Genomic DNA, 17,788 nt, shown 5'->3' on the forward strand with positions numbered 1-17,788 from the left:
TCTGCCCCCGTCGCCTGCGGCGACTCCCCCGAGGTATTTTTGCCAAGATGAAAGGGCGGTCAGTTCAGGGGGAGCGGGAAGGTTTCTTCCCCCCATCCGGTCTGGCTGGTGCGGGCGCGGATCTGGACGGTACCCGTGCCCTCCGGTACCGCGACACCGGACAGGGACCGGGTGAAGGGCTGCTCGGTCACATGGGGATGTGTCAGGACGCGGGTGCCCAGTATGGTGCCATCCGGCAGTTCCACCCGCCAGCCATCGGCGTAGTCGTCCCAGCCGGTATCGCCATGCTCCAGCGTCACCTCGAAGCGCCAGCCGGTGCTGGCCTGCTCGGCCTCGGCCCTGATAATCCGGGCGGGATCGGCGAGGGCGGGGCTGGCGAGCAGCAGCAGGGTGGCGGCAGGACGGAGCATGGCCGGAGCCTGCCACCGGAGCGGCCTTCCTGTCACATGACATCTGCGCGAGGGCTCAGCGATCAGCCTGAGCGGGGGGCAACAGGATGCGCCGGGAATGGGAGGCGAATTCGCGCGACCAGATCATGTAGCCGACCACCGCCGTGCCCGCGATCAGCGCCGCCGGGCCAAGCAGCCAGGCCAGCGATCCGAGCGAGAAATAGAGCGCGCGCAGGCCGCGGTTGAAGTTGAACGCAGCGCGGATATTGACCTCGGCCGCCTGCATGGCGCGGGGCAGGGTGCGTGGGTCTTCGGGATCGTTTGGAACGGCGGCCATCAGCACCGCGCAATACCCGAAGAGCCGGTTCGACCAGACGAATTTGAGGAAGGCATAGAGCAGGAAGATGCCGGTCGCCATCAGCTTGACCTCGACCACCAGGGTCGGTGTGCCGCCCAGGGTCAGGTCCTCGGCCACGCCAAGCAGCCGGTCGGCATTGCCAATGAGCGCCAGCAGCCCGCCAAGCGCGATCATCGAGGCGGAGGCGAGGAAATTGGTGCCTTGCCTGAGGCTCGACAGGATCGCCGCATCGAAGATGCGCGGCTCGCGGGTGACCATCTCGCGCATCCAGTCGCGGCGGTACTCGATCATCAGGATCGTGACCGACGGGCGTTTGAGCCGCTCGGATTCGATCACCCGGCCAAGCACCAGCCAAAGAGTGAAGATCAGCGCCACGGCAAGCGCATCGAGTGGGGTGAAAAGGGCAAGCTGGTCAAGAAAGCGCATGCTGAAAGCCTATATCTGAGCACTATCTATTGCCACAGGGGTAAATTGGTTATATTTATTTACCAAAGCAAGCGAGGTTCGCCATGGAGATGCCAGTTCCCAATCCGTCGGTCCTGTCGGGCAAGGCCCGGATCGTGGCGCGTTTGCGGGCGGTCCTGCCGCCGGATGCGGTGATCGACGACCCGGCAGAGACCCGCGCCTATGAATGCGATGCCCTGACCGCCTATCGCTGCCCGCCTTTGGCGGCGGTCCTGCCCTCTACGACGGCGGAGGTCGCGGCGGTGCTGAAGATCTGCCATGACGAAGGTGTGCCGGTGGTGCCGCGCGGGGCGGGCACGTCGCTAGCCGGTGGGGCGCTGCCGACGGCAGACAGCGTGATCCTGGGTGTCGCACGCATGAACGCGGTGCTGGAAACCGACTATGACAACCGGTTCATCCGGGTGCAGACGGGGCGCACCAATCTGAGCGTCACCGGGGCGGTGGAGGAAGAGGATTTCTTCTATGCTCCTGACCCCTCGTCGCAGCTGGCCTGCGCCATCGCGGGCAATATCGCGATGAATTCGGGCGGCGCGCATTGCCTGAAATACGGGGTGACGACGAACAACCTTCTGGGCGTGACCATGGTGCTGATGGATGGCACGGTGGTCGAGATCGGCGGCGCGCATCTGGATGCGGGGGGGCTCGATCTTTTGGGGCTGATTTGCGGGTCGGAGGGGCAGCTTGGCGTCGTGACCGAGGCCACCCTGCGCATCCTGCCCAAGCCCGAAGGCGCGCGGCCCGTGCTGATCGGCTATGACAGCAACGAAGTGGCGGGGCAATGCGTGTCCGACATCATCAAGGCGGGGGTGCTGCCGGTCGCGATCGAGTTCATGGACCGGCCCTGCATCCGCGCGACCGAGGCATTTGCGGGCGCGGGCTACCCCGATTGCGAGGCGCTGCTGATCGTCGAAGTCGAAGGATCGGACGCGGAGATCGACGCGCAATTGGGCGTCATCACCCAGATCGCGCGCAAGCATAACCCGGTGGAGCTGCGCGAGAGCCGGTCGGCCGAGGAAAGCGGGCGGATCTGGCTGGGGCGCAAGTCGGCCTTCGGGGCCATGGGGCAGATCAACGATTACATGTGCCTTGACGGGACGATCCCGGTCAGCGCCCTGCCGCTGGTGCTGCGCCGGATCGGGGAGATGTCGAAGGACTACGGGCTTGACGTGGGCAATGTGTTCCATGCGGGGGATGGCAACATGCATCCTCTCATTCTGTTTGACGCCAACAAGCCGGGCGACCTGGAAAAATGCGAGGCCTTCGGGGCGGATATCCTGAAGCTTTGCGTTGAGGTGGGCGGCTGCCTGACCGGCGAGCATGGCGTGGGGATCGAGAAGCGCGACCTGATGGGGGCGCAATTCACCGGTCCGGATATGGAGGCGCAGATGCGGGTGAAGGATGTGTTCGACCCGAAGTGGCTGTTGAACCCGGCCAAGGTGTTTCCGCTGTCGGTCTCCGAGGCGCACAGGAGTTTCGCCGCCTGACGGCGTCGATCCGCGGGGGGATCCTCCCCCCGCACCCCCCTGGAGTATTTCTGCCAAGAAGAAGGAAGGGCGCGTTTCATGCTGAGCCCCGTCGATGAACAAGAGCTGAGCGAGGCGGTGGCCGGGGCCGAGGGGCCCTTGCGGATCGTTGGAGGTGGCACGCGGCCCTTGGGGCGGCCGGTGACGGGCGAGGTTCTGTCGGTCGCGGCGTTGGCGGGGATCGAGCTTTATGAGCCCGGCGCGCTGACCATCGTTGCGAAGGCGGGCACGCCCTTGGCGGAGGTCGAGGCGGCGCTGGCGGCGGAAAACCAGCGATTGCCGTTTGAGCCGATGGATATGCGCGGGTTGCTTGGGACCAGCGGGGAGCCGACGATCGGGGGCGTGGTCGCGGCGAACGTGTCGGGTCCGCGGCGCATCCAGGCGGGGGCGTGCCGGGATTCGCTCATTGGTGTGCGTTTCGTCGACGGGCGCGGGGCGGTGGTGAAGAACGGCGGGCGGGTGATGAAGAATGTCACCGGCTATGACCTGGTGAAGCTGATGGCGGGCAGCTACGGCACGCTCGGGGTGCTGAGCGAGGTGGCGTTCAAGGTGCTGCCGGGGGTGGAGACGCGGGCCTGCGTGTTGATCAACGGCATGTCCAATTCGGATGCGGTGGCGGCGATGTCGAGGGCGCTCGGTTCGCCCTTCGAGGTCTCGGGTGCCGCGCATACGCCTGCGGGGGTGGACGGGCATCCGGTGACGATGCTGCGGCTGGAGGGCTTTGCCGACAGCGTCGCCTATCGGGCGGGCAGGCTGCGGGAGCTGCTGGCAGGGTTCGGGGAAATTTCGGTGGAAACGGACCCGGACCGGGTGCAGGCGGGCTGGCGCTGGGTGCGCGATGTGGAGCCGTTCCACGGGCGCGCGGGCGATGTCTGGCGTGTGTCGGTGAAGCCCTCGGACGGGCCCGGGATCGCGGCGCGCGCCGGGGGGGATGTGCTGTTCGACTGGGGCGGCGGGCTGATCTGGGCACTGGTGCCCGACGGCATGGACCTGCGGGCAAAGCTGGGCGATTTCGCGGGCCACGCGACGCTGATCCGGGCCAGCGAGGAGACGCGGGCGCGTCTGCCGGTGTTTCAGTACGAACCCGCGCCGGTGGCGGCCTTGACCGAAGGGTTGCGGCGGCAGTTCGATCCAAGGGGTATCCTGAACCCCGGGCTCATGGGGGGCGACGGCTGATGATCGGGCTGTTGTTCCTGCCGAGCGTGATCGGCCTGATCACCTGTTTCCTCGGGGAAAGGCTGGGGGTTGCGCGCCCGCGCGCGGTGCGGACTGGCGTGGCACTGGCGCTCTCGGTGCTCTTTTTCGGGATCTACGCGGTGGTGCGGACCCCATCGGTCAGCCTGATGCACGATGGCGGCGTGATCATGGTCCTGGTTGTTTTGATCGGCCTGGCGGGCGGCTGTCTCGGGGCGGCTGCGACGCAGTGGGGGCCGCGCTGGTTGGGCTATGGCGTGGCGATGCTGGTGCCTACGATATTCTGGTTCTGAGGGGGCGGGGATGCAGACGTTTTTCACCGATGAGCAGTTGCAGGACCCCGGGATCGCCCGGTCGAACGAGATCCTGCGCGCCTGCGTGCATTGCGGGTTTTGCACCGCGACCTGCCCGACCTATCAGGTTCTGGGCGATGAACTCGATAGCCCGCGCGGGCGCATCTATCTTATAAAAGATATGCTCGAAAGCGGGCGGCCTGCGGATGAGAAGACCGTCAAGCATATCGACCGCTGCCTGTCCTGCCTTGCCTGCATGACGACTTGCCCCTCGGGGGTGCATTACATGCATCTGGTCGACCATGCGCGGGCGCATATCGAGAAGACCTACAAGCGACCCCTGATGGACCGGCTGCTGCGCTGGACGCTGGCGAAGATCATCCCATACCCCGGGCGCTTCCGGCTGGCGCTGCTTGGTGCCAAGATCGGGCGGCCCTTTGCCTTCCTGATGCCCGATGCGCGGCTGAAGGCGATGCTGGCCATGGCGCCGAAGCAGATCCCGCCTGTCAGCCGCAATGACGATCCGCAGGTGTTTCCCGCGATTGGCGAACGGAAAAAGCGGGTGGCGTTGATGACGGGGTGCGCGCAGAAGGCGCTGAATACCGATATCAACGACGCGACCATCCGGCTTCTGCGCCGCTTGGGCTGCGAGGTGGTCATTCCGCAGGGGCAGGGCTGCTGCGGGGCGCTGACCCATCACATGGGCAAGGAAAGCGAGAGCCATGCCTCGGCGGCGAAGAACATCCGCGCGTGGCGGGCCGAGATGGCGGGCGCGGGGCTCGATGCCATCGTGATCAACACGAGCGGTTGTGGAACGACGGTCAAGGATTACGGGCATATGTTCCGCAACGATCCGCTGGCAAAGGACGCGGCAGCGGTGGCGGGGATCGCGATGGATGTCTCGGAACTGCTGATGCAGCTCGACCTGCCGGAGGGGGCCGAGAAGGGGCTGACCGTGGCCTATCACGCGGCCTGTTCGCTGCAGCATGGGCAGCAGATCAAGACCTTCCCCAAGGACCTGCTGAAGCGGGCGGGCTACAAGGTGGTGGAGCCTGCGGACCCGCATCTGTGCTGCGGTTCGGCGGGCACCTACAACCTGCTGCAGCCAGAGATTTCGGGCAAGCTGAAGGACCGCAAGATCCGCACGCTGGAGGCGAAATCCCCCGATATCATCGCGGCGGGCAATATCGGCTGCATGATGCAGATCGGATCGGGCACCGAGGTGCCGATTGTCCATACGGTCGAGCTGCTCGATTGGGCCACCGGCGGGCCGCGTCCACCGGCGCTGGATGAGGAAGGCAAGCGCGAAATACCGGTGCCGATCCTGCGCTGAGGGGTCAAATTTCTGCCCCAGTCGGGTGGCATCCTGCGCCGGATCATTCACCGGGGATTTGCCGATGCGCGCCATTCTGGCCTTTCTGCTGATGACCTGCGCGGCCACCGCGCAGAGCCTGCCGACCATCGCGCCGGACGGGCCGCCCTTGCAGGAGGTGACGGGCGACGGGCTGGACCGGCAATGGCTGGCCGTGGGGCGGTTCGACACCGGAACGGGGTTCTGCACCGGCACGCTGATTGCCGCCGATCTGGTGCTGACGGCGGCGCATTGCCTGTTTGATGCCTCCACGGGACAGCCGCTGCCCCAGGCCGGGTTCCGCTTTGGCGCGGGGCTTCGCAATGGCCAGCCTGTGGCGCTGCGCGGGGTGCGGCGGGTGGTGATGCATCCGGGTTACGCCTTCGATCTGCCCGACGATCTGGACCGGGTGCGCACCGATATCGCGCTGTTGGAACTGGACCGGGCGATCCCTTCCAATCAGGTGGTGCCGATCCCGGCGCGCGGGCGGGCGACAGTGGGCGATCTGGTGCAGGTCGTGTCCTACGGGCGGGATCGAGAGGATCATGCGTCGCTGGAAAACGGCTGTGCGGTGGAAACCGGCGATGGCCGGATGCAGGTGCTGAGCTGCCATGTGGTGCCCGGCTCGTCCGGGTCGCCGGTCTTCGTGTCGACCGGCGGACATCCCGGCGTTGTGTCGGTCGTGTCGGCCATGGCGCATTGGCGCGACGATCCTGTTGCTCTGGCGGCGGATCTGCAGGGCGGGCTGGCGCCGCTGCTGGACCTGATGGACCGCACCGATGACGTGTTCGCGCGCGAGGCGCCGCGTCTGCGCACCCTGACCATGGGCAATAACGGCCAGGATGAACTGGGCGCGCGTTTCATCCGCGTGACCCCTTGAAGCGCGGCGGATCGCATCCCAGATCGTATGGTGTCCGGTGCCCGCAACAGGGGCCGGATGTGTCACCCGGACGGGTCTTATCAGACCGTCCACAAAACCAGGTATCGCTCAAGAGAAGAGGATGACCCATATGAGAACCCAGGATTTTTCGCCGCTTTTCCGTGCCTCCGTCGGCTTTGACCGCGTTGCGGACATGCTCGACCGCGTAATGACGCAGGATGTCGGCTCCAATACCTATCCGCCCTACAATATCGAGAAGACGGGCGAGAATGCCTATCGCATCTCTGTCGCCGTTGCGGGCTTTACCGGCGATGAGCTGAATGTCGAACAGCGCGAGAATGCGCTGGTGATTTCGGCCCGCAAGGAAAAGGACGAGACCGCGCGCACCTATCTGCATCGCGGCATCGCCACCCGCGCCTTCGAGAAACGCTTTACGTTGGCCGATCACGTCAAGGTCACCGCCGCGACCCATGAAAACGGCATGCTGCATATCGACCTTGTGCGCGAAGTGCCCGAGGCGCTGAAACCGCGCCGCATCGAGATCACCTCTGACGCTGGGGTTCCGGCGCTGGAGGCTGAGACCGACTGACCAGTCAGGCAATCCCTTCGTTGAACTTTGCGCGGTCCTTCGGGGCCGCGCTTTTTTTTGAGTTTCGTCCCGATTGAGTTAAGCTTCCTGCACGTTCGTAAGGCAGAGGGAAACGATGAGGTCTATTGATTTCTGGTATTCAATCGGAAGCACCTACAGCTATCTGACGATTTTGCGCTTGCCCGAGATGGCCCGCAAGGAAGGGGTCGATATTCGCTGGCGGCCTTTCAACGTGCGCCATGTGATGGTTGAACAGAACAACATCCCCTTCAAGGATAAGCCGGTGAAGACTGCCTATATGTGGCGTGATATCGAGCGCCGTGCGCCGAAATATGGGTTGCACCCCAATCTGCCCGCGCCCTATCCGCTGCCCGGTCTGGTTCTGGCTAATCAGGTCGCTTTTCTCGGGGCCGAAGAGGGCTGGGGCGAGGATTATGCGCAAGCCACGTATCGGCACTGGTTCGAGGCGGGTCAGCCTGCGGGCGAGGAACCAAATCTGTCTGAATGCCTTTCCGAGATCGGGCAGGATCCGGAGCGAGTATTGACGGCTGCGCAATCGGCCCGGATCGTGGATAGTCTGCAAGCGGAAACTTTAGAGGCCATGGAAATCGGCGTCTTCGGGTCCCCGAGCTTTGTCGTCGGTGGCGAGGTGTTTTGGGGTGACGACAGATTGGAAGACGCGATTGCATGGGCCAAGTTCGGGAAGTTTTGTCCCCCCTAGAACCACTGTCCCGGTTCCATCAGCCCCAGTTCCATCAGCTGCCGCGACGACCAGTAGAAGCGGGTCGATTTGTGCCAGCGGAAACTGTCCACGTCATGGCGCGATCCGGGGTTGGTGCGCAGGGCCTTGGCGACCCGGAAGGAACAGATCGCGGCGGACATGGAATGGTGCCAGGGACAGGAATAGGTGTTCATTTCCTCGATGGACAGCGTGTTGTCCTCGCGCAGGGTCAGCCCCTCGACCGCCTGGAACAGCGCGGGCCTGTCGATGCGGCGCTTGGCTTCGGGCACATGTTCCTCGAACCGCCAGCGCAGACCCCCGTAGAAATTGAGCTGCCGGTCCAGCACATCGTCATCGGCGTTGCGGCGGGTTTCGGCGTAGTAGCCGGAACTGTCCAGATGCGCGCTTTCCAGCGACACCGCATTGGGACAGTGGGTCAGATCCTCTGCATACAGATCGACCACATAGCCCAGAACCGAATTGCGACGTTCTTCCATCACGAAGGCCAAAGCCTCGCCCACCCGGCGCTGTTCGCAGAAGGGGAAGAACAGGTATTCAGCGTTGAAACAGTAGTGAATCCATTCCCCCGGCACCAGCCTGATCAGGGTGTTGACGGCGGCCTGCACGGTGCCCGGCTGGCGCGTGGGATGGCGGATCGTGTCGATGATGTCGGGATCGGCGAGGGAATCGGGCAGGTCCACATCCTTTGGCAGCAGCAGGAAGATGCGGCGAAACCCCAGATGCGTCAGGTGATCGAGCGTCGAGGCAAGCTCGGTCGCATCCTCTGCAATGACCATGGCGAAAGGCCCCTTGCCGAGGGGGGGCCGCGTCGCTTGGCTTCTGAAGTGGTCGAGGGACGGATGGTTCATCTGCCGGTTTCCGGTTCTTGCTGCCCGCGCATACTCTGCCCTCGGGGTTGCGATTTTGCAAACGCCTCTCGCCACCCGCATTGAAGCAGCGCGGCGCTTGCGCTACACGCGGCCTGAAACCCGACAGGAGCCCGCCCCATGTCCGCGCCCAAGAAGCTGTTCGTCAAGACCTATGGCTGCCAGATGAACGTCTACGATTCCGAACGGATGGCAGAGGCGCTCGGGTCGGAGGGCTATGTGCAGGTGGGCACGGCGGAAGAGGCGGACATGATCCTGCTGAACACCTGCCATATCCGCGAGAAGGCCGCTGAAAAGGTGTATTCAGAGCTTGGCCGGATGAAGCCCCTGCGCGAGGCCAATCCCGACCTCAAGATCGGCGTGGCGGGCTGCGTGGCGCAGGCCGAGGGCGAAGAGATCATGCGCCGTCAGCCAATGGTCGATCTGGTCGTCGGGCCGCAGACCTATCACCGGCTGCCCGCCATGGCCCGCGCGGTGGAGGGGGGCGAGAAGGCGCTCGACACCGATTTCCCGGAAGAGGACAAGTTCCTGCACCTGCCCAAGGCGCGCAAACCCAAGCGCGGGCCGACGGCGTTTCTGACCGTGCAGGAAGGCTGCGACAAGTTTTGCGCCTTCTGCGTTGTGCCCTACACGCGCGGGGCAGAGGTGAGCCGCCCGGCGGAGCGCCTGTTGCGCGAGGCCGGGGAACTGGTGGAACGCGGGGTGCGCGAGATCACCCTTCTGGGCCAGAACGTGAACGCCTATCATGGGGAAGGCCCGGATGGTGAATGGGGGTTGGCGCGGTTGATCCGGGAACTGGCGACAATCGACGGGCTGGACCGCATCCGCTTCACCACCTCGCATCCTAATGACATGGAAGACGACCTGATCGCCGCCCATGGCGATTGCGAGAAGCTGATGCCCTACCTGCACCTGCCGGTGCAGTCGGGCTCGGACCGCATCCTGAAGGCGATGAATCGCAAGCACACGGCGGCGGAGTATGTGGCGCTGATCGAACGCATTCGGGCGGCGCGGCCCGACCTGCTGCTGTCCGGCGATTTCATCGTCGGCTTCCCCGGCGAGACCGAGGAGGATTTCGAGGCGACGATGGATCTGGTGCGCACCGTGGGATACGGGCAGGCCTATTCCTTCAAATATTCCGCCCGTCCCGGCACGCCCGCCGCCGAGAAAGCGCCGGTTGAATCGGCGGTCGCCGATGATCGTTTGCAGCGGCTGCAAGCCCTGCTGACCGAACAGCAACGCGCCGCGCAGGACAGCATGGTGGGGCGCGAGGTCTCGGTTCTTTTTGAGAAGGCGGGGCGGCTGGAGGGTCAGCTGGTCGGCAAGTCGGACTACCTGCATGCCGTGCATGTTCAGGCGCCTGAGCATCTGATGGGTCAGATCGCCCGCGTTAAGATCGTGGAAAGCGGTCCGAATTCTCTCAAGGGTGAACTGATCGCCGAGTGAGGCGGCAGGGCGCTGTGCCCCGCCACCCGTTGCCCGATCAGTTCTGCATATGCCGGTGCGAGCTGTGCGGCGGCGTATCGCGGAAGATCTGCGCCAGCACCGCCCGGCTGTGGCCGGGGTCGTCCACCCCGTCGATATCGCGGCACACCCGTTCCGAGATCGCATGCGCCTCGGGGAAGGTGTAACCGGCGGCAACAAGGCTATCGACAAAGACCGGTTCGGGCCGGTCCCAGATCACGTCCTGCCAGGGGCCGCGGAAACAGCTGATGGTGACGGTGATCCGCTGCACCTGAAGGTTGGAATGCGCATGGCCATCCGTGCCATGCCAATGGCCGTGGCCATGTTCGTGATAGCCGTCGGCCGACAAAGGCGCCGATGACAGCAGCAAAGCGGCAACAGCCGCAAGGGATTTGCGTGAAGCTTTCATTTCCCCCAATCCTTTTTACATGCCCTTTGACGGGCGGAACCAACACACTGCTCGGCCGGGAAATGGATCGGGAGGCTCTCGTTCGGCCACCCGTTCCCACTCATGCGACGGAGTTTAACGAAACGTTAAGGTCTGTGAAGAAGGCCGGAGAAAACCGGGTAAACGTCGAAACGGTATCCCGTCATCGGCAAGACTGTTCTCAGGATCGCAACAGCACAGCCTCTTTTCCGCATCGTTAACCCATTTTCGCCCTAGTTTTGCCAGATTGACCCAACCCGCATCCGGGGTGATGATTCGGTCACGTTTCCGATGTTCGGGCGGCCAACAGGCAAATTTCGGACTTCCCAAACACGGGCGGGCTGATAAACTGTTACAAATAAATGGGCTTTTCCCGGTATGCGCTGCCACGCTGCGGGGATGTGTAAAGGTAACAAGGGGGTGTCGCGGTGATGCGCGTTTTAAGTCCTGGTTTGAGATCCGTTATTCTGGCTGCTGCGGTGGCTGTTTCGTCGATGCTGATGCAGTCCGGTACGGCCCTTGCCCAAAGCGGCGGCGGTGTGACCGGCAGCATTGAGCCAGGCATCTGGATCGATCCCGATGGCTGTATGCATTGGGTCGCCGATGGCGGGGTCGAGGGGTACATGACCGGCCGGGTGAATCCCGAAAACGGCATGCCGATCTGCATGGAAATGAACACCTGCGCCGTGGCCAATACCGATACGCTTTTCGCCACCGACAGCTCTCGGCTGACCTCGGCGGGCCGGGCGCATCTGGAACAGTTCTTCTCCTCCGCAGGGGCCTTTGCCTACGCGATCTACGGCCATACCGACAGCCGCGCCTCGGATGAATACAACATGGGCCTGTCACAGCGTCGCGCAGCGTCGGTCGCTGCCGTGGCCCGCTCGGTCGGTGCACGCGTGGCCCGCGAAATTGGCTATGGCGAACGGCGCCCAAGGGTGCCGAACACCAGCGCTGCGAACATGCAGCAGAACCGCCGTGTTGAAATCGTGTGTTACAGGTGACCGAGATGACGAGTGTTTTGAAACCGATGAAACCAATCGCCCTATTGGCCTCGGCCCTGGTTCTTGCCGGGTGCGTCGAGTCGATCGAGGGCGTGTCACCCACCAATGACCCTGCGCCCGTCCGCGCCATTGCGCAGGACCGCGGCCGCGACGCCGGTAGCCTGACCCAACTGGAAGCCGGGATCTGGGTGGACCCGGATGGGTGCCACCACTGGATCGTCGATGACGGGCTGGAAGGCTATATCGACGCGCGCCGCGATCCGGTGACAGGCCTGCCGGTCTGCACCCCGATCGCGCCTCCGGGCTCTATCGTGGGCGATTCCGGTGCCGGGGCTGCTGGGATCCGGGACTGGGTGCCGAACCGGCGCTGACCGATTTTTGAAAGCAAGGGTCAGGGCGGTGCCGGATTGGTGCCGCCCGATCTCGTTCTGCCCGCCATTTCATCACGATATGGGGAAATTGAGGGGAATGGGACACAAGTGGTTGCGTTGGTCCGGCTCTGTTGCCACACTGGACGCACAACCTCGACGCGGGAGACCCCATTGGCGACCACCACGCTGCCTCCGCCACCCGAAGACGCCTCTCTGGAACGCGTTCTGGAATTCCCTGAAAACAGACTTCTGATAGAGCTTTGCGGCGAATTTGACCGCAATCTCGCGCAGATCGAACATCTGATGGATGTGCAGATCGTGCGGCGCGGGAATGCGCTTGCCGTCCATGGCGGCGCGCGGGATGAAGCCGCTCAGGCGCTGCAATCGCTCTATCAGCGCGCCGAGTCGGGTCGGTCGATCGACCCCGGCGATATTGACGCGGTGATCCGGCTCGGCAATTCCGGGGAAGACACAGGCACCCGCGATGGCGACCAGATGGAGATGTTCCAGACCGGCGATCTGGAAATCAAGACCCGCAAGAAAACGGTCGAACCGCGCACCAAGGCGCAGCAGGATTATGTCCGCGCGCTCTATGGGCATGAACTGGCCTTCGGCATCGGCCCGGCAGGCACCGGCAAGACCTATCTGGCCGTGGCCGTTGCGGTGAACCAGATGATCAACGGCCATGTGGACCGCATCATCCTGAGCCGCCCGGCGGTGGAGGCGGGCGAGAAGCTCGGCTATCTGCCCGGCGACATGAAGGACAAGGTCGATCCTTACATGCAGCCGCTTTACGATGCGCTGAACGACTTCCTGCCGGGCAAGCAACTGGCCAAGTTGATCGAGGAAAAGCGGATCGAGATCGCTCCGCTGGCCTTCATGCGCGGGAGGACTCTGTCGAATGCTTATGTGGTGCTCGATGAGGCGCAGAACGCCACTTCAATGCAGATGAAGATGTTCCTGACCCGTCTGGGGCAAGGCAGCCGCATGGTGATCACCGGCGACCGCAGCCAGGTCGACCTGCCGCGCGGCGTGACCAGCGGGTTGCGGGAGGCGGAGCGTATCCTTGAGGGGGTCAAGGGCATCAGCTTCAACTATTTTACCGCCAAGGATGTGGTGCGTCACCCGATGGTTGCGAAAATCATCGAAGCCTATGACGCAGATAATCCGGCGGAACGCGGATGAGGGAAAAATCTTCATGCAAGATTTTTCGATGGCTGCAAAAATCTTCCTGAAGATTTTTGGGAGTTGGAAGAATTTTCTGGAAAATTCTTATGTTCGGTGCGCGCTGTGACCGGCGCCGCTCTGGTGGATGTGATCATCGAGGCCCCGGAATGGGAGGCGGTGAATGTGGACGTCATGGCACAACAGGCCTGTTCTGCTGCTCTGGCAGAGCTTGGCCTTGATTCAGGGCGTTTCGAAATCGCGATCCTGGCCTGCGATGATGCGCGGATTGCCGAATTGAACGGTGATTTTCGCGCCAAGCCAACTGCCACCAATGTCCTATCCTGGCCGTCTGAGGACATCGACCTGCCCATCGGGGCCAGCCCGGATCTGCCCGATCCTGACCCTGACGGCCCACCCGTCGAACTGGGCGACATCGCCATTGCCTACGAGACCTGTGCGCGCGAAGCCGAGGACCAGGGAAAGCCCTTTTCGGACCATGTCAGCCACCTGCTGGTCCACGCGACCCTGCATCTGTTGGGTTTTGATCACATAAATGACCCCGATGCCGCCCATATGGAGGCAATCGAGACGCGTATCCTTGCAACCATGGGCATCCCTGACCCATATTAGGGCCAACGGGTTTTCAGGCCCGGCAATTGTCCTTGGAAAGGATCCATGAACGACTCCCCCGAGTCCTCCTCTAGCGCAGCGCAAGGCGCGCAGGAGACGGACGACAGTTCAGACCAGAGACCCGGACTTCTGGCCCGGCTCTTTGGCAACACCCAATCCCCCGAACCCATTGAAACGAACGGGCAACCCGCGCACGCCGCCGGGTCTGCGGCGCATGCGGCGATCTCGGTGTACAATCTGCGCCGGATGCGGCTGGATGACGTGGCGGTTCCACGTGCGGAAATCACCGCGGTGCCGGTCGATATCGCGCTTGCCGATCTTGTCAAAGTGTTCCGCGATAGCGGTTATACCCGTCTGCCGGTCTATGAGGGTACGCTCGACACGCCGATCGGGCTGGTTCATCTCAAGGACCTGGCCCTGACCTACGGGTTCAATGGCGGCGGCAAGGTCATCGACCTCGGTTCGATGCTTCGACCACTGCTCTATGCACCGCCATCCATGCCCATTGGGGTGATGCTGCAAAAGATGCAGACCGAGCGGATTCACATGGCCCTTGTGATCGACGAATATGGCGGTGTGGACGGTCTGGTGACACTGGAGGACCTGATCGAACAGGTTATCGGTGAGATCGAGGACGAACATGACGTCGAGGAAGACAAGCTCTGGTCGGAAGAAGCCCCCGGCTGCTGGCTTGTCAGGGCCAAGGCACCGCTGGACGAGTTCGAGGAGGCGGTTGGCGTCGATCTGACCGAAGGGCTTGACGACGAGGAGATCGACACGCTTGGCGGGTTGGTGTTTGTCCTGTCGGGGCGTGTGCCGGCCCGTGGCGAGGTCATTCCCCATCCGGCAGGTCCCGAGATCGAAATCGTCGATGCCGATCCGCGCCGGATCAAGCGTTTGAGGATTCGTCTGCCCAAGGGGCATGGCGGGTGACAGGGATTGCCCGCTGGCTGTCCGGTCGCGCTGAGCGCCAGCGGTTCGGGCTTGCCTTGGTCGCCGGGGGGCTGGCTGCAACCGGGCTTGCGCCCTTCGATCTGCCGTTCCTGTCCCTGATCGGCTTTGCCGGGCTTGCCCTGTCCCTGATGCCTGTCGGCACAGCGCGGTCGGCATTCTGGACGGGCCTGGCAGGCGGCACGGGCTATTTCGCGGTGTCCCTGCACTGGATTGTCGAACCCTTTTTCGTCGATCCTTGGCGGCATGGCTGGATGGCGCCCTTCGCCCTGATCCTGATGTCCGCCGGTCTGGCCCTGTTCTGGGGGGCGGCTGCGGCATTGGCGGTCCGCGTCACGCAACCGGGGGGGCTGCGTGCCCTGGCCTGGCCCTTGGCGCTGAGTGCGGCTGAGCTTCTGCGGGCCTCAATCCTCACCGGTTTCCCTTGGGCGCATCCCGGCCATATCTGGATCGGCAGCCCGCTGATGGGGCTTGCGGCCTGGGTCGGTCCGCACGGGTTGACCTTGCTGACCCTGATATTGGCGGCGGGAGTGGCTGCGGCGATCTGGTCACGACCGGTGCTTGTGGCGCTTCCCGGTGTCGCGGTTGCGGGGGCATTGGGGCTTGGCATGATGATCCCACCTGCACCTCCGGCCGATGAAAACGCTGCCGTGATCCGCCTGATCCAGCCCAATGCCCCGCAGCATCTGAAATGGCTGCCCGAGATGATCCCGGTCTTCTTCCGCCGTTCGCTGGAACTGACCGCCGCCGATCCGCAGCTCGATGCGCCGCCCGATCTGGTGATCTGGCCGGAAACCTCGTTGCCTGCGTTGCTGCGCAATTCCGAGCCATGGCGCGAGGCGATCGGGCAGGCCTCGGGCGCGGCGCGGGTGATCGTGGGCGGGCAGAGATTGCAGGACGGAATGGTGCGCAATTCGCTGTTTCTGCTGGACCGGGACGGCGGGTTGGCGGCCGCCTATGACAAGCATCACCTCGTGCCCTTCGGAGAGTATATCCCGCTGACCGGAATGGCCCGTGCCATGGGATTGCGCGGCCTGGCCGAGGTCGCAGGCGCGGGCTATACCCCAGGGGGTGGCCCGGCTTTGCTGGATCTCGGCCCGCTTGGGCAGGCTTTTCCGATGATCTGCTACGAGACGATTTTCCCCGGCTATGTCCGGCAGGTCGACCGCCCCGGCTGGCTGCTGCAAATCACCAATGACGCGTGGTTCGGAGAGTTCTCCGGCCCCTTCCAGCATCTGGAGCTGGCGCAGCTGCGCGCGGCGGAACAGGGCCTGCCGTTGCTGAGGGCGGCAAATACCGGCGTCTCTGCGGTGATCGACGCGCGCGGGCAGGTTCTGGCGGCGCTTCCCTTGGGCGAACATGGCGCGCTCGACCTGCGGATGCCGCCGCCGCTGCCTGCCACGGTGTACGCCCGAACCGGGGACTGGCCCATCTTGGTGTTGCTGCTTGGCTTGTCTTGCGGCGTGATGCTGGCGAAACGGCGACAGCGCCATTGATCCCGCCACGCAAAGCGCGTAAGGCGCTTGCATAACCGCCCCACAACGGCTTCCTGGCGTGGTGGCGATAACAGGTAACGGAGCACTTCCCATGTCGCGCAACAACTACATTTTCACTTCCGAATCCGTTTCGGAAGGGCACCCCGATAAGGTCTGCGACCGCATTTCCGATGCGGTTCTCGACGCATTCATCGCCCAAGAGCCAGAGGCGCGGGTCGCCTGTGAAACCTTCGCCACCACAAATCGCGTCGTGATCGGCGGCGAGGTTGGCCTGTCGGATCAGTCCAAGCTGACAGAGTACATGGGGCGCATCGACGAGATCGCCCGCGACTGCATTCGCGACATCGGCTACGAGCAGGACAAGTTCCACTGGAAGACGGTGGAGATCACCAACCTGCTGCACGAACAATCCGCCCATATTGCACAAGGCGTCGATGCGGCGGCGGACAAGGACGAAGGTGCGGGCGATCAGGGCATCATGTTCGGCTTCGCCACCAATGAAACGCCCGATCTGATGCCAGCGCCGATCCAGTATTCCCACGCGATCCTGCGGCGTCTGGCCGAGGTGCGCAAATCGGGGCAGGAACCGGCGCTCGGCCCCGACGCCAAGTCGCAGCTTTCCGTGCGCTACGAGGATGGCAAGCCGGTCGAGGTCACATCCATCGTGTTGTCCACCCAGCATCTGGATGAAAGTCTCAGCTCGGACGACGTGCGCGCCATCGTGGAGCCTTACATCCGCGAAACCCTGCCCGCGGGCTGGCTGACCGCCGCAACCGAATGGCATGTGAACCCCACCGGCAAGTTCGTCATCGGCGGCCCCGATGGGGATGCGGGCCTGACCGGGCGCAAGATCATCGTCGATACCTATGGCGGTGCGGCCCCCCATGGCGGCGGCGCGTTTTCCGGCAAGGACCCGACCAAGGTGGACCGGTCCGCCGCCTATGCGGCGCGCTACCTCGCCAAGAACATCGTCGCTGCCGGTTTGGCCGATCGCTGCACCCTGCAGCTCTCTTATGCCATTGGCGTGGCCAAGCCGCTGTCGATCTACGCGGATACCCATGGCACCGGCAAAGTGCATGAATCGGCCATCGAGAAGGCCGTGGCCCAGTGCATGGACCTGACCCCGCGCGGCATCCGCACCCATCTGGGGCTGAACAAGCCGATCTTCCAGCGCACGGCGGCATATGGCCATTTCGGACGCGCGCCCGAGGCCGATGGCGGGTTTTCGTGGGAAGCGACCGATCTGGTCGAGGCCCTGAAAGCCGCCGTTTAACAGGCCGCGCGACTTGTGCTAAAGAATGGCGACGCCCCGGAACGGGCGTCGTTTTCCTTTTTTTGGGAGTTTACAGGATGGGCAGCGCCAAACATCCCTACACGCTGAACTTCATAAAGCACTACGCGATCTTTGCAGCAACGATCGCGATCATTTTTTACCTTCTGGTGCAGGTCGCGGGGCTTCGCTTTGACGGGGCGATCCTGCGTGGTGCCATGATCGGCGGGGCCATCGGGGCGATGATCGTACCCTTCCAGTGGTTCGCTCAAAGCTATCTGGACAACGAGGGCGGACGGGCAAGCGGCGGCACAGCCTGGAAGTTTGCCCTGGTCTGGGCGGCGCTGGCGATGCTGGT

General features: G+C 63.8%; 20 protein-coding genes and 1 riboswitch. Of the genes, 16 read left to right on the plus strand and 4 right to left on the minus strand.

All coding sequences use genetic code 11. The features are described 5' to 3' along the window. Window positions 1-59 precede the first annotated feature (59 nt). Window positions 60-410, minus strand: coding sequence for a hypothetical protein (locus BKY26_RS14155; RefSeq protein WP_071691040.1), 351 nt, complete (start codon window positions 408-410; stop codon window positions 60-62). Window positions 411-465: 55 nt separating this feature from the next. Then, window positions 466-1,173, minus strand: a complete 708-nt coding sequence (locus tag BKY26_RS14160; RefSeq protein WP_071691041.1) for a DUF599 domain-containing protein — start codon at window positions 1,171-1,173, stop codon at window positions 466-468. Window positions 1,174-1,256: 83 nt separating this feature from the next. Between BKY26_RS14160 and BKY26_RS14165 the strand changes: the two genes are divergently transcribed. From BKY26_RS14165 to BKY26_RS14195, 7 genes are all read left to right on the plus strand, one after another. Continuing rightward, entirely contained in the window at window positions 1,257-2,696 is a 1,440-nt protein-coding gene (locus BKY26_RS14165; RefSeq protein WP_071691042.1) for an FAD-linked oxidase C-terminal domain-containing protein, read from the plus strand. Window positions 2,697-2,777: 81 nt separating this feature from the next. Next, window positions 2,778-3,911, plus strand: a complete 1,134-nt coding sequence (locus BKY26_RS14170) for an FAD-binding protein (protein WP_071691056.1) — start codon at window positions 2,778-2,780, stop codon at window positions 3,909-3,911. Then, entirely contained in the window at window positions 3,911-4,222 is a 312-nt protein-coding gene (locus tag BKY26_RS14175) for a hypothetical protein (protein ID WP_071691043.1), read from the plus strand. The genes BKY26_RS14170 and BKY26_RS14175 overlap by 1 nt, the downstream gene beginning before the upstream one ends. A gap of 10 nt (window positions 4,223-4,232) precedes the next feature. Then, a complete protein-coding gene (gene glcF, locus BKY26_RS14180) occupies window positions 4,233-5,555 on the plus strand; it encodes a glycolate oxidase subunit GlcF (RefSeq protein WP_071691044.1) in 1,323 nt (440 codons plus the stop codon). Between the two features lie 64 nt (window positions 5,556-5,619). Further along, the gene (locus tag BKY26_RS14185) at window positions 5,620-6,453 is read left to right on the plus strand and encodes a trypsin-like serine peptidase (protein ID WP_071691045.1); all 834 of its coding nucleotides are present in this window, start codon (window positions 5,620-5,622) and stop codon (window positions 6,451-6,453) included. Between the two features lie 130 nt (window positions 6,454-6,583). Further along, window positions 6,584-7,042 (plus strand): Hsp20 family protein, encoded by a 459-nt coding sequence (locus tag BKY26_RS14190; RefSeq protein ID WP_071691046.1) that lies wholly within the window; start codon window positions 6,584-6,586, stop codon window positions 7,040-7,042. Between the two features lie 115 nt (window positions 7,043-7,157). Further along, a complete protein-coding gene (locus tag BKY26_RS14195; RefSeq protein ID WP_071691047.1) occupies window positions 7,158-7,763 on the plus strand; it encodes a 2-hydroxychromene-2-carboxylate isomerase in 606 nt (201 codons plus the stop codon). Here the strand turns inward: BKY26_RS14195 and BKY26_RS14200 are convergent. Beyond that, window positions 7,760-8,632, minus strand: a complete 873-nt coding sequence (locus BKY26_RS14200; protein ID WP_071691048.1) for a hypothetical protein — start codon at window positions 8,630-8,632, stop codon at window positions 7,760-7,762. The two genes, BKY26_RS14195 and BKY26_RS14200, sit on opposite strands and share 4 nt — an antisense overlap. Window positions 8,633-8,770: 138 nt before the next feature. Between BKY26_RS14200 and miaB the strand changes: the two genes are divergently transcribed. Then, a complete protein-coding gene (gene miaB / locus BKY26_RS14205) occupies window positions 8,771-10,096 on the plus strand; it encodes a tRNA (N6-isopentenyl adenosine(37)-C2)-methylthiotransferase MiaB (RefSeq protein WP_071691049.1) in 1,326 nt (441 codons plus the stop codon). Between the two features lie 37 nt (window positions 10,097-10,133). Here miaB and BKY26_RS14210 read toward each other — a convergent pair whose 3' ends face one another. Continuing rightward, the gene (locus tag BKY26_RS14210; RefSeq protein WP_071691050.1) at window positions 10,134-10,523 is read right to left on the minus strand and encodes a hypothetical protein; all 390 of its coding nucleotides are present in this window, start codon (window positions 10,521-10,523) and stop codon (window positions 10,134-10,136) included. A 512-nt stretch (window positions 10,524-11,035) separates the two neighbouring features. Here BKY26_RS14210 and BKY26_RS14215 point away from each other — a divergent pair. From BKY26_RS14215 to BKY26_RS14250, 8 genes are all read left to right on the plus strand, one after another. After that, window positions 11,036-11,545 carry an OmpA family protein gene (locus BKY26_RS14215; RefSeq protein WP_425434489.1) on the plus strand — a complete coding sequence of 170 codons (510 nt, stop codon included), beginning with the start codon at window positions 11,036-11,038 and terminating at the stop codon, window positions 11,543-11,545. A 26-nt stretch (window positions 11,546-11,571) separates the two neighbouring features. Further along, window positions 11,572-11,916: a hypothetical protein gene (locus BKY26_RS14220; RefSeq protein ID WP_245764459.1), complete on the plus strand. Its 345-nt coding sequence runs from the start codon at window positions 11,572-11,574 to the stop codon at window positions 11,914-11,916. Window positions 11,917-12,087: 171 nt separating this feature from the next. After that, the gene (locus BKY26_RS14225; RefSeq protein WP_071691052.1) at window positions 12,088-13,101 is read left to right on the plus strand and encodes a PhoH family protein; all 1,014 of its coding nucleotides are present in this window, start codon (window positions 12,088-12,090) and stop codon (window positions 13,099-13,101) included. A gap of 174 nt (window positions 13,102-13,275) precedes the next feature. After that, a complete protein-coding gene (gene ybeY, locus BKY26_RS14230) occupies window positions 13,276-13,713 on the plus strand; it encodes an rRNA maturation RNase YbeY (protein ID WP_071691058.1) in 438 nt (145 codons plus the stop codon). Window positions 13,714-13,758: 45 nt separating this feature from the next. Further along, the gene (locus BKY26_RS14235) at window positions 13,759-14,646 is read left to right on the plus strand and encodes a transporter associated domain-containing protein (RefSeq protein ID WP_071691053.1); all 888 of its coding nucleotides are present in this window, start codon (window positions 13,759-13,761) and stop codon (window positions 14,644-14,646) included. Next, window positions 14,643-16,160, plus strand: a complete 1,518-nt coding sequence (gene lnt, locus BKY26_RS14240; protein WP_227435045.1) for an apolipoprotein N-acyltransferase — start codon at window positions 14,643-14,645, stop codon at window positions 16,158-16,160. Before BKY26_RS14235 ends, lnt begins: the two co-directional genes overlap by 4 nt. A 34-nt stretch (window positions 16,161-16,194) precedes the next feature. Further along, window positions 16,195-16,245: riboswitch (SAM-SAH riboswitch) on the plus strand. Between the two features lie 6 nt (window positions 16,246-16,251). Next, window positions 16,252-17,433: a methionine adenosyltransferase gene (gene metK, locus BKY26_RS14245; protein ID WP_071691054.1), complete on the plus strand. Its 1,182-nt coding sequence runs from the start codon at window positions 16,252-16,254 to the stop codon at window positions 17,431-17,433. A gap of 77 nt (window positions 17,434-17,510) precedes the next feature. After that, the coding region (locus BKY26_RS14250) for a hypothetical protein (protein ID WP_131541878.1) at window positions 17,511-17,788 on the plus strand (278 nt) is incomplete at its 3' end.

The organism is Nioella sediminis, assembly GCF_001879695.1.
In the GTDB taxonomy this organism is placed as follows: domain Bacteria; phylum Pseudomonadota; class Alphaproteobacteria; order Rhodobacterales; family Rhodobacteraceae; genus Nioella; species Nioella sediminis.

What these genes read in the sequence shown, in the direction of transcription:
- BKY26_RS14155 (WP_071691040.1), bottom strand. Translation starts at nt 410, where the DNA reads ATGCTCCGTCCTGCCGCCACCCTGCTGCTGCTCGCCAGCCCCGCCCTC.
- BKY26_RS14160 (WP_071691041.1), bottom strand. Translation starts at nt 1,173, where the DNA reads ATGCGCTTTCTTGACCAGCTTGCCCTTTTCACCCCACTCGATGCGCTT.
- BKY26_RS14165 (WP_071691042.1), top strand. Translation starts at nt 1,257, where the DNA reads ATGGAGATGCCAGTTCCCAATCCGTCGGTCCTGTCGGGCAAGGCCCGG.
- BKY26_RS14175 (WP_071691043.1), top strand. Translation starts at nt 3,911, where the DNA reads ATGATCGGGCTGTTGTTCCTGCCGAGCGTGATCGGCCTGATCACCTGT.
- glcF (WP_071691044.1), top strand. Translation starts at nt 4,233, where the DNA reads ATGCAGACGTTTTTCACCGATGAGCAGTTGCAGGACCCCGGGATCGCC.
- BKY26_RS14185 (WP_071691045.1), top strand. Translation starts at nt 5,620, where the DNA reads ATGCGCGCCATTCTGGCCTTTCTGCTGATGACCTGCGCGGCCACCGCG.
- BKY26_RS14190 (WP_071691046.1), top strand. Translation starts at nt 6,584, where the DNA reads ATGAGAACCCAGGATTTTTCGCCGCTTTTCCGTGCCTCCGTCGGCTTT.
- BKY26_RS14195 (WP_071691047.1), top strand. Translation starts at nt 7,158, where the DNA reads ATGAGGTCTATTGATTTCTGGTATTCAATCGGAAGCACCTACAGCTAT.
- BKY26_RS14200 (WP_071691048.1), bottom strand. Translation starts at nt 8,632, where the DNA reads ATGAACCATCCGTCCCTCGACCACTTCAGAAGCCAAGCGACGCGGCCC.
- miaB (WP_071691049.1), top strand. Translation starts at nt 8,771, where the DNA reads ATGTCCGCGCCCAAGAAGCTGTTCGTCAAGACCTATGGCTGCCAGATG.
- BKY26_RS14210 (WP_071691050.1), bottom strand. Translation starts at nt 10,523, where the DNA reads ATGAAAGCTTCACGCAAATCCCTTGCGGCTGTTGCCGCTTTGCTGCTG.
- BKY26_RS14215 (WP_425434489.1), top strand. Translation starts at nt 11,036, where the DNA reads ATGCTGATGCAGTCCGGTACGGCCCTTGCCCAAAGCGGCGGCGGTGTG.
- BKY26_RS14220 (WP_245764459.1), top strand. Translation starts at nt 11,572, where the DNA reads ATGAAACCAATCGCCCTATTGGCCTCGGCCCTGGTTCTTGCCGGGTGC.
- ybeY (WP_071691058.1), top strand. Translation starts at nt 13,276, where the DNA reads ATGGCACAACAGGCCTGTTCTGCTGCTCTGGCAGAGCTTGGCCTTGAT.
- BKY26_RS14235 (WP_071691053.1), top strand. Translation starts at nt 13,759, where the DNA reads ATGAACGACTCCCCCGAGTCCTCCTCTAGCGCAGCGCAAGGCGCGCAG.
- metK (WP_071691054.1), top strand. Translation starts at nt 16,252, where the DNA reads ATGTCGCGCAACAACTACATTTTCACTTCCGAATCCGTTTCGGAAGGG.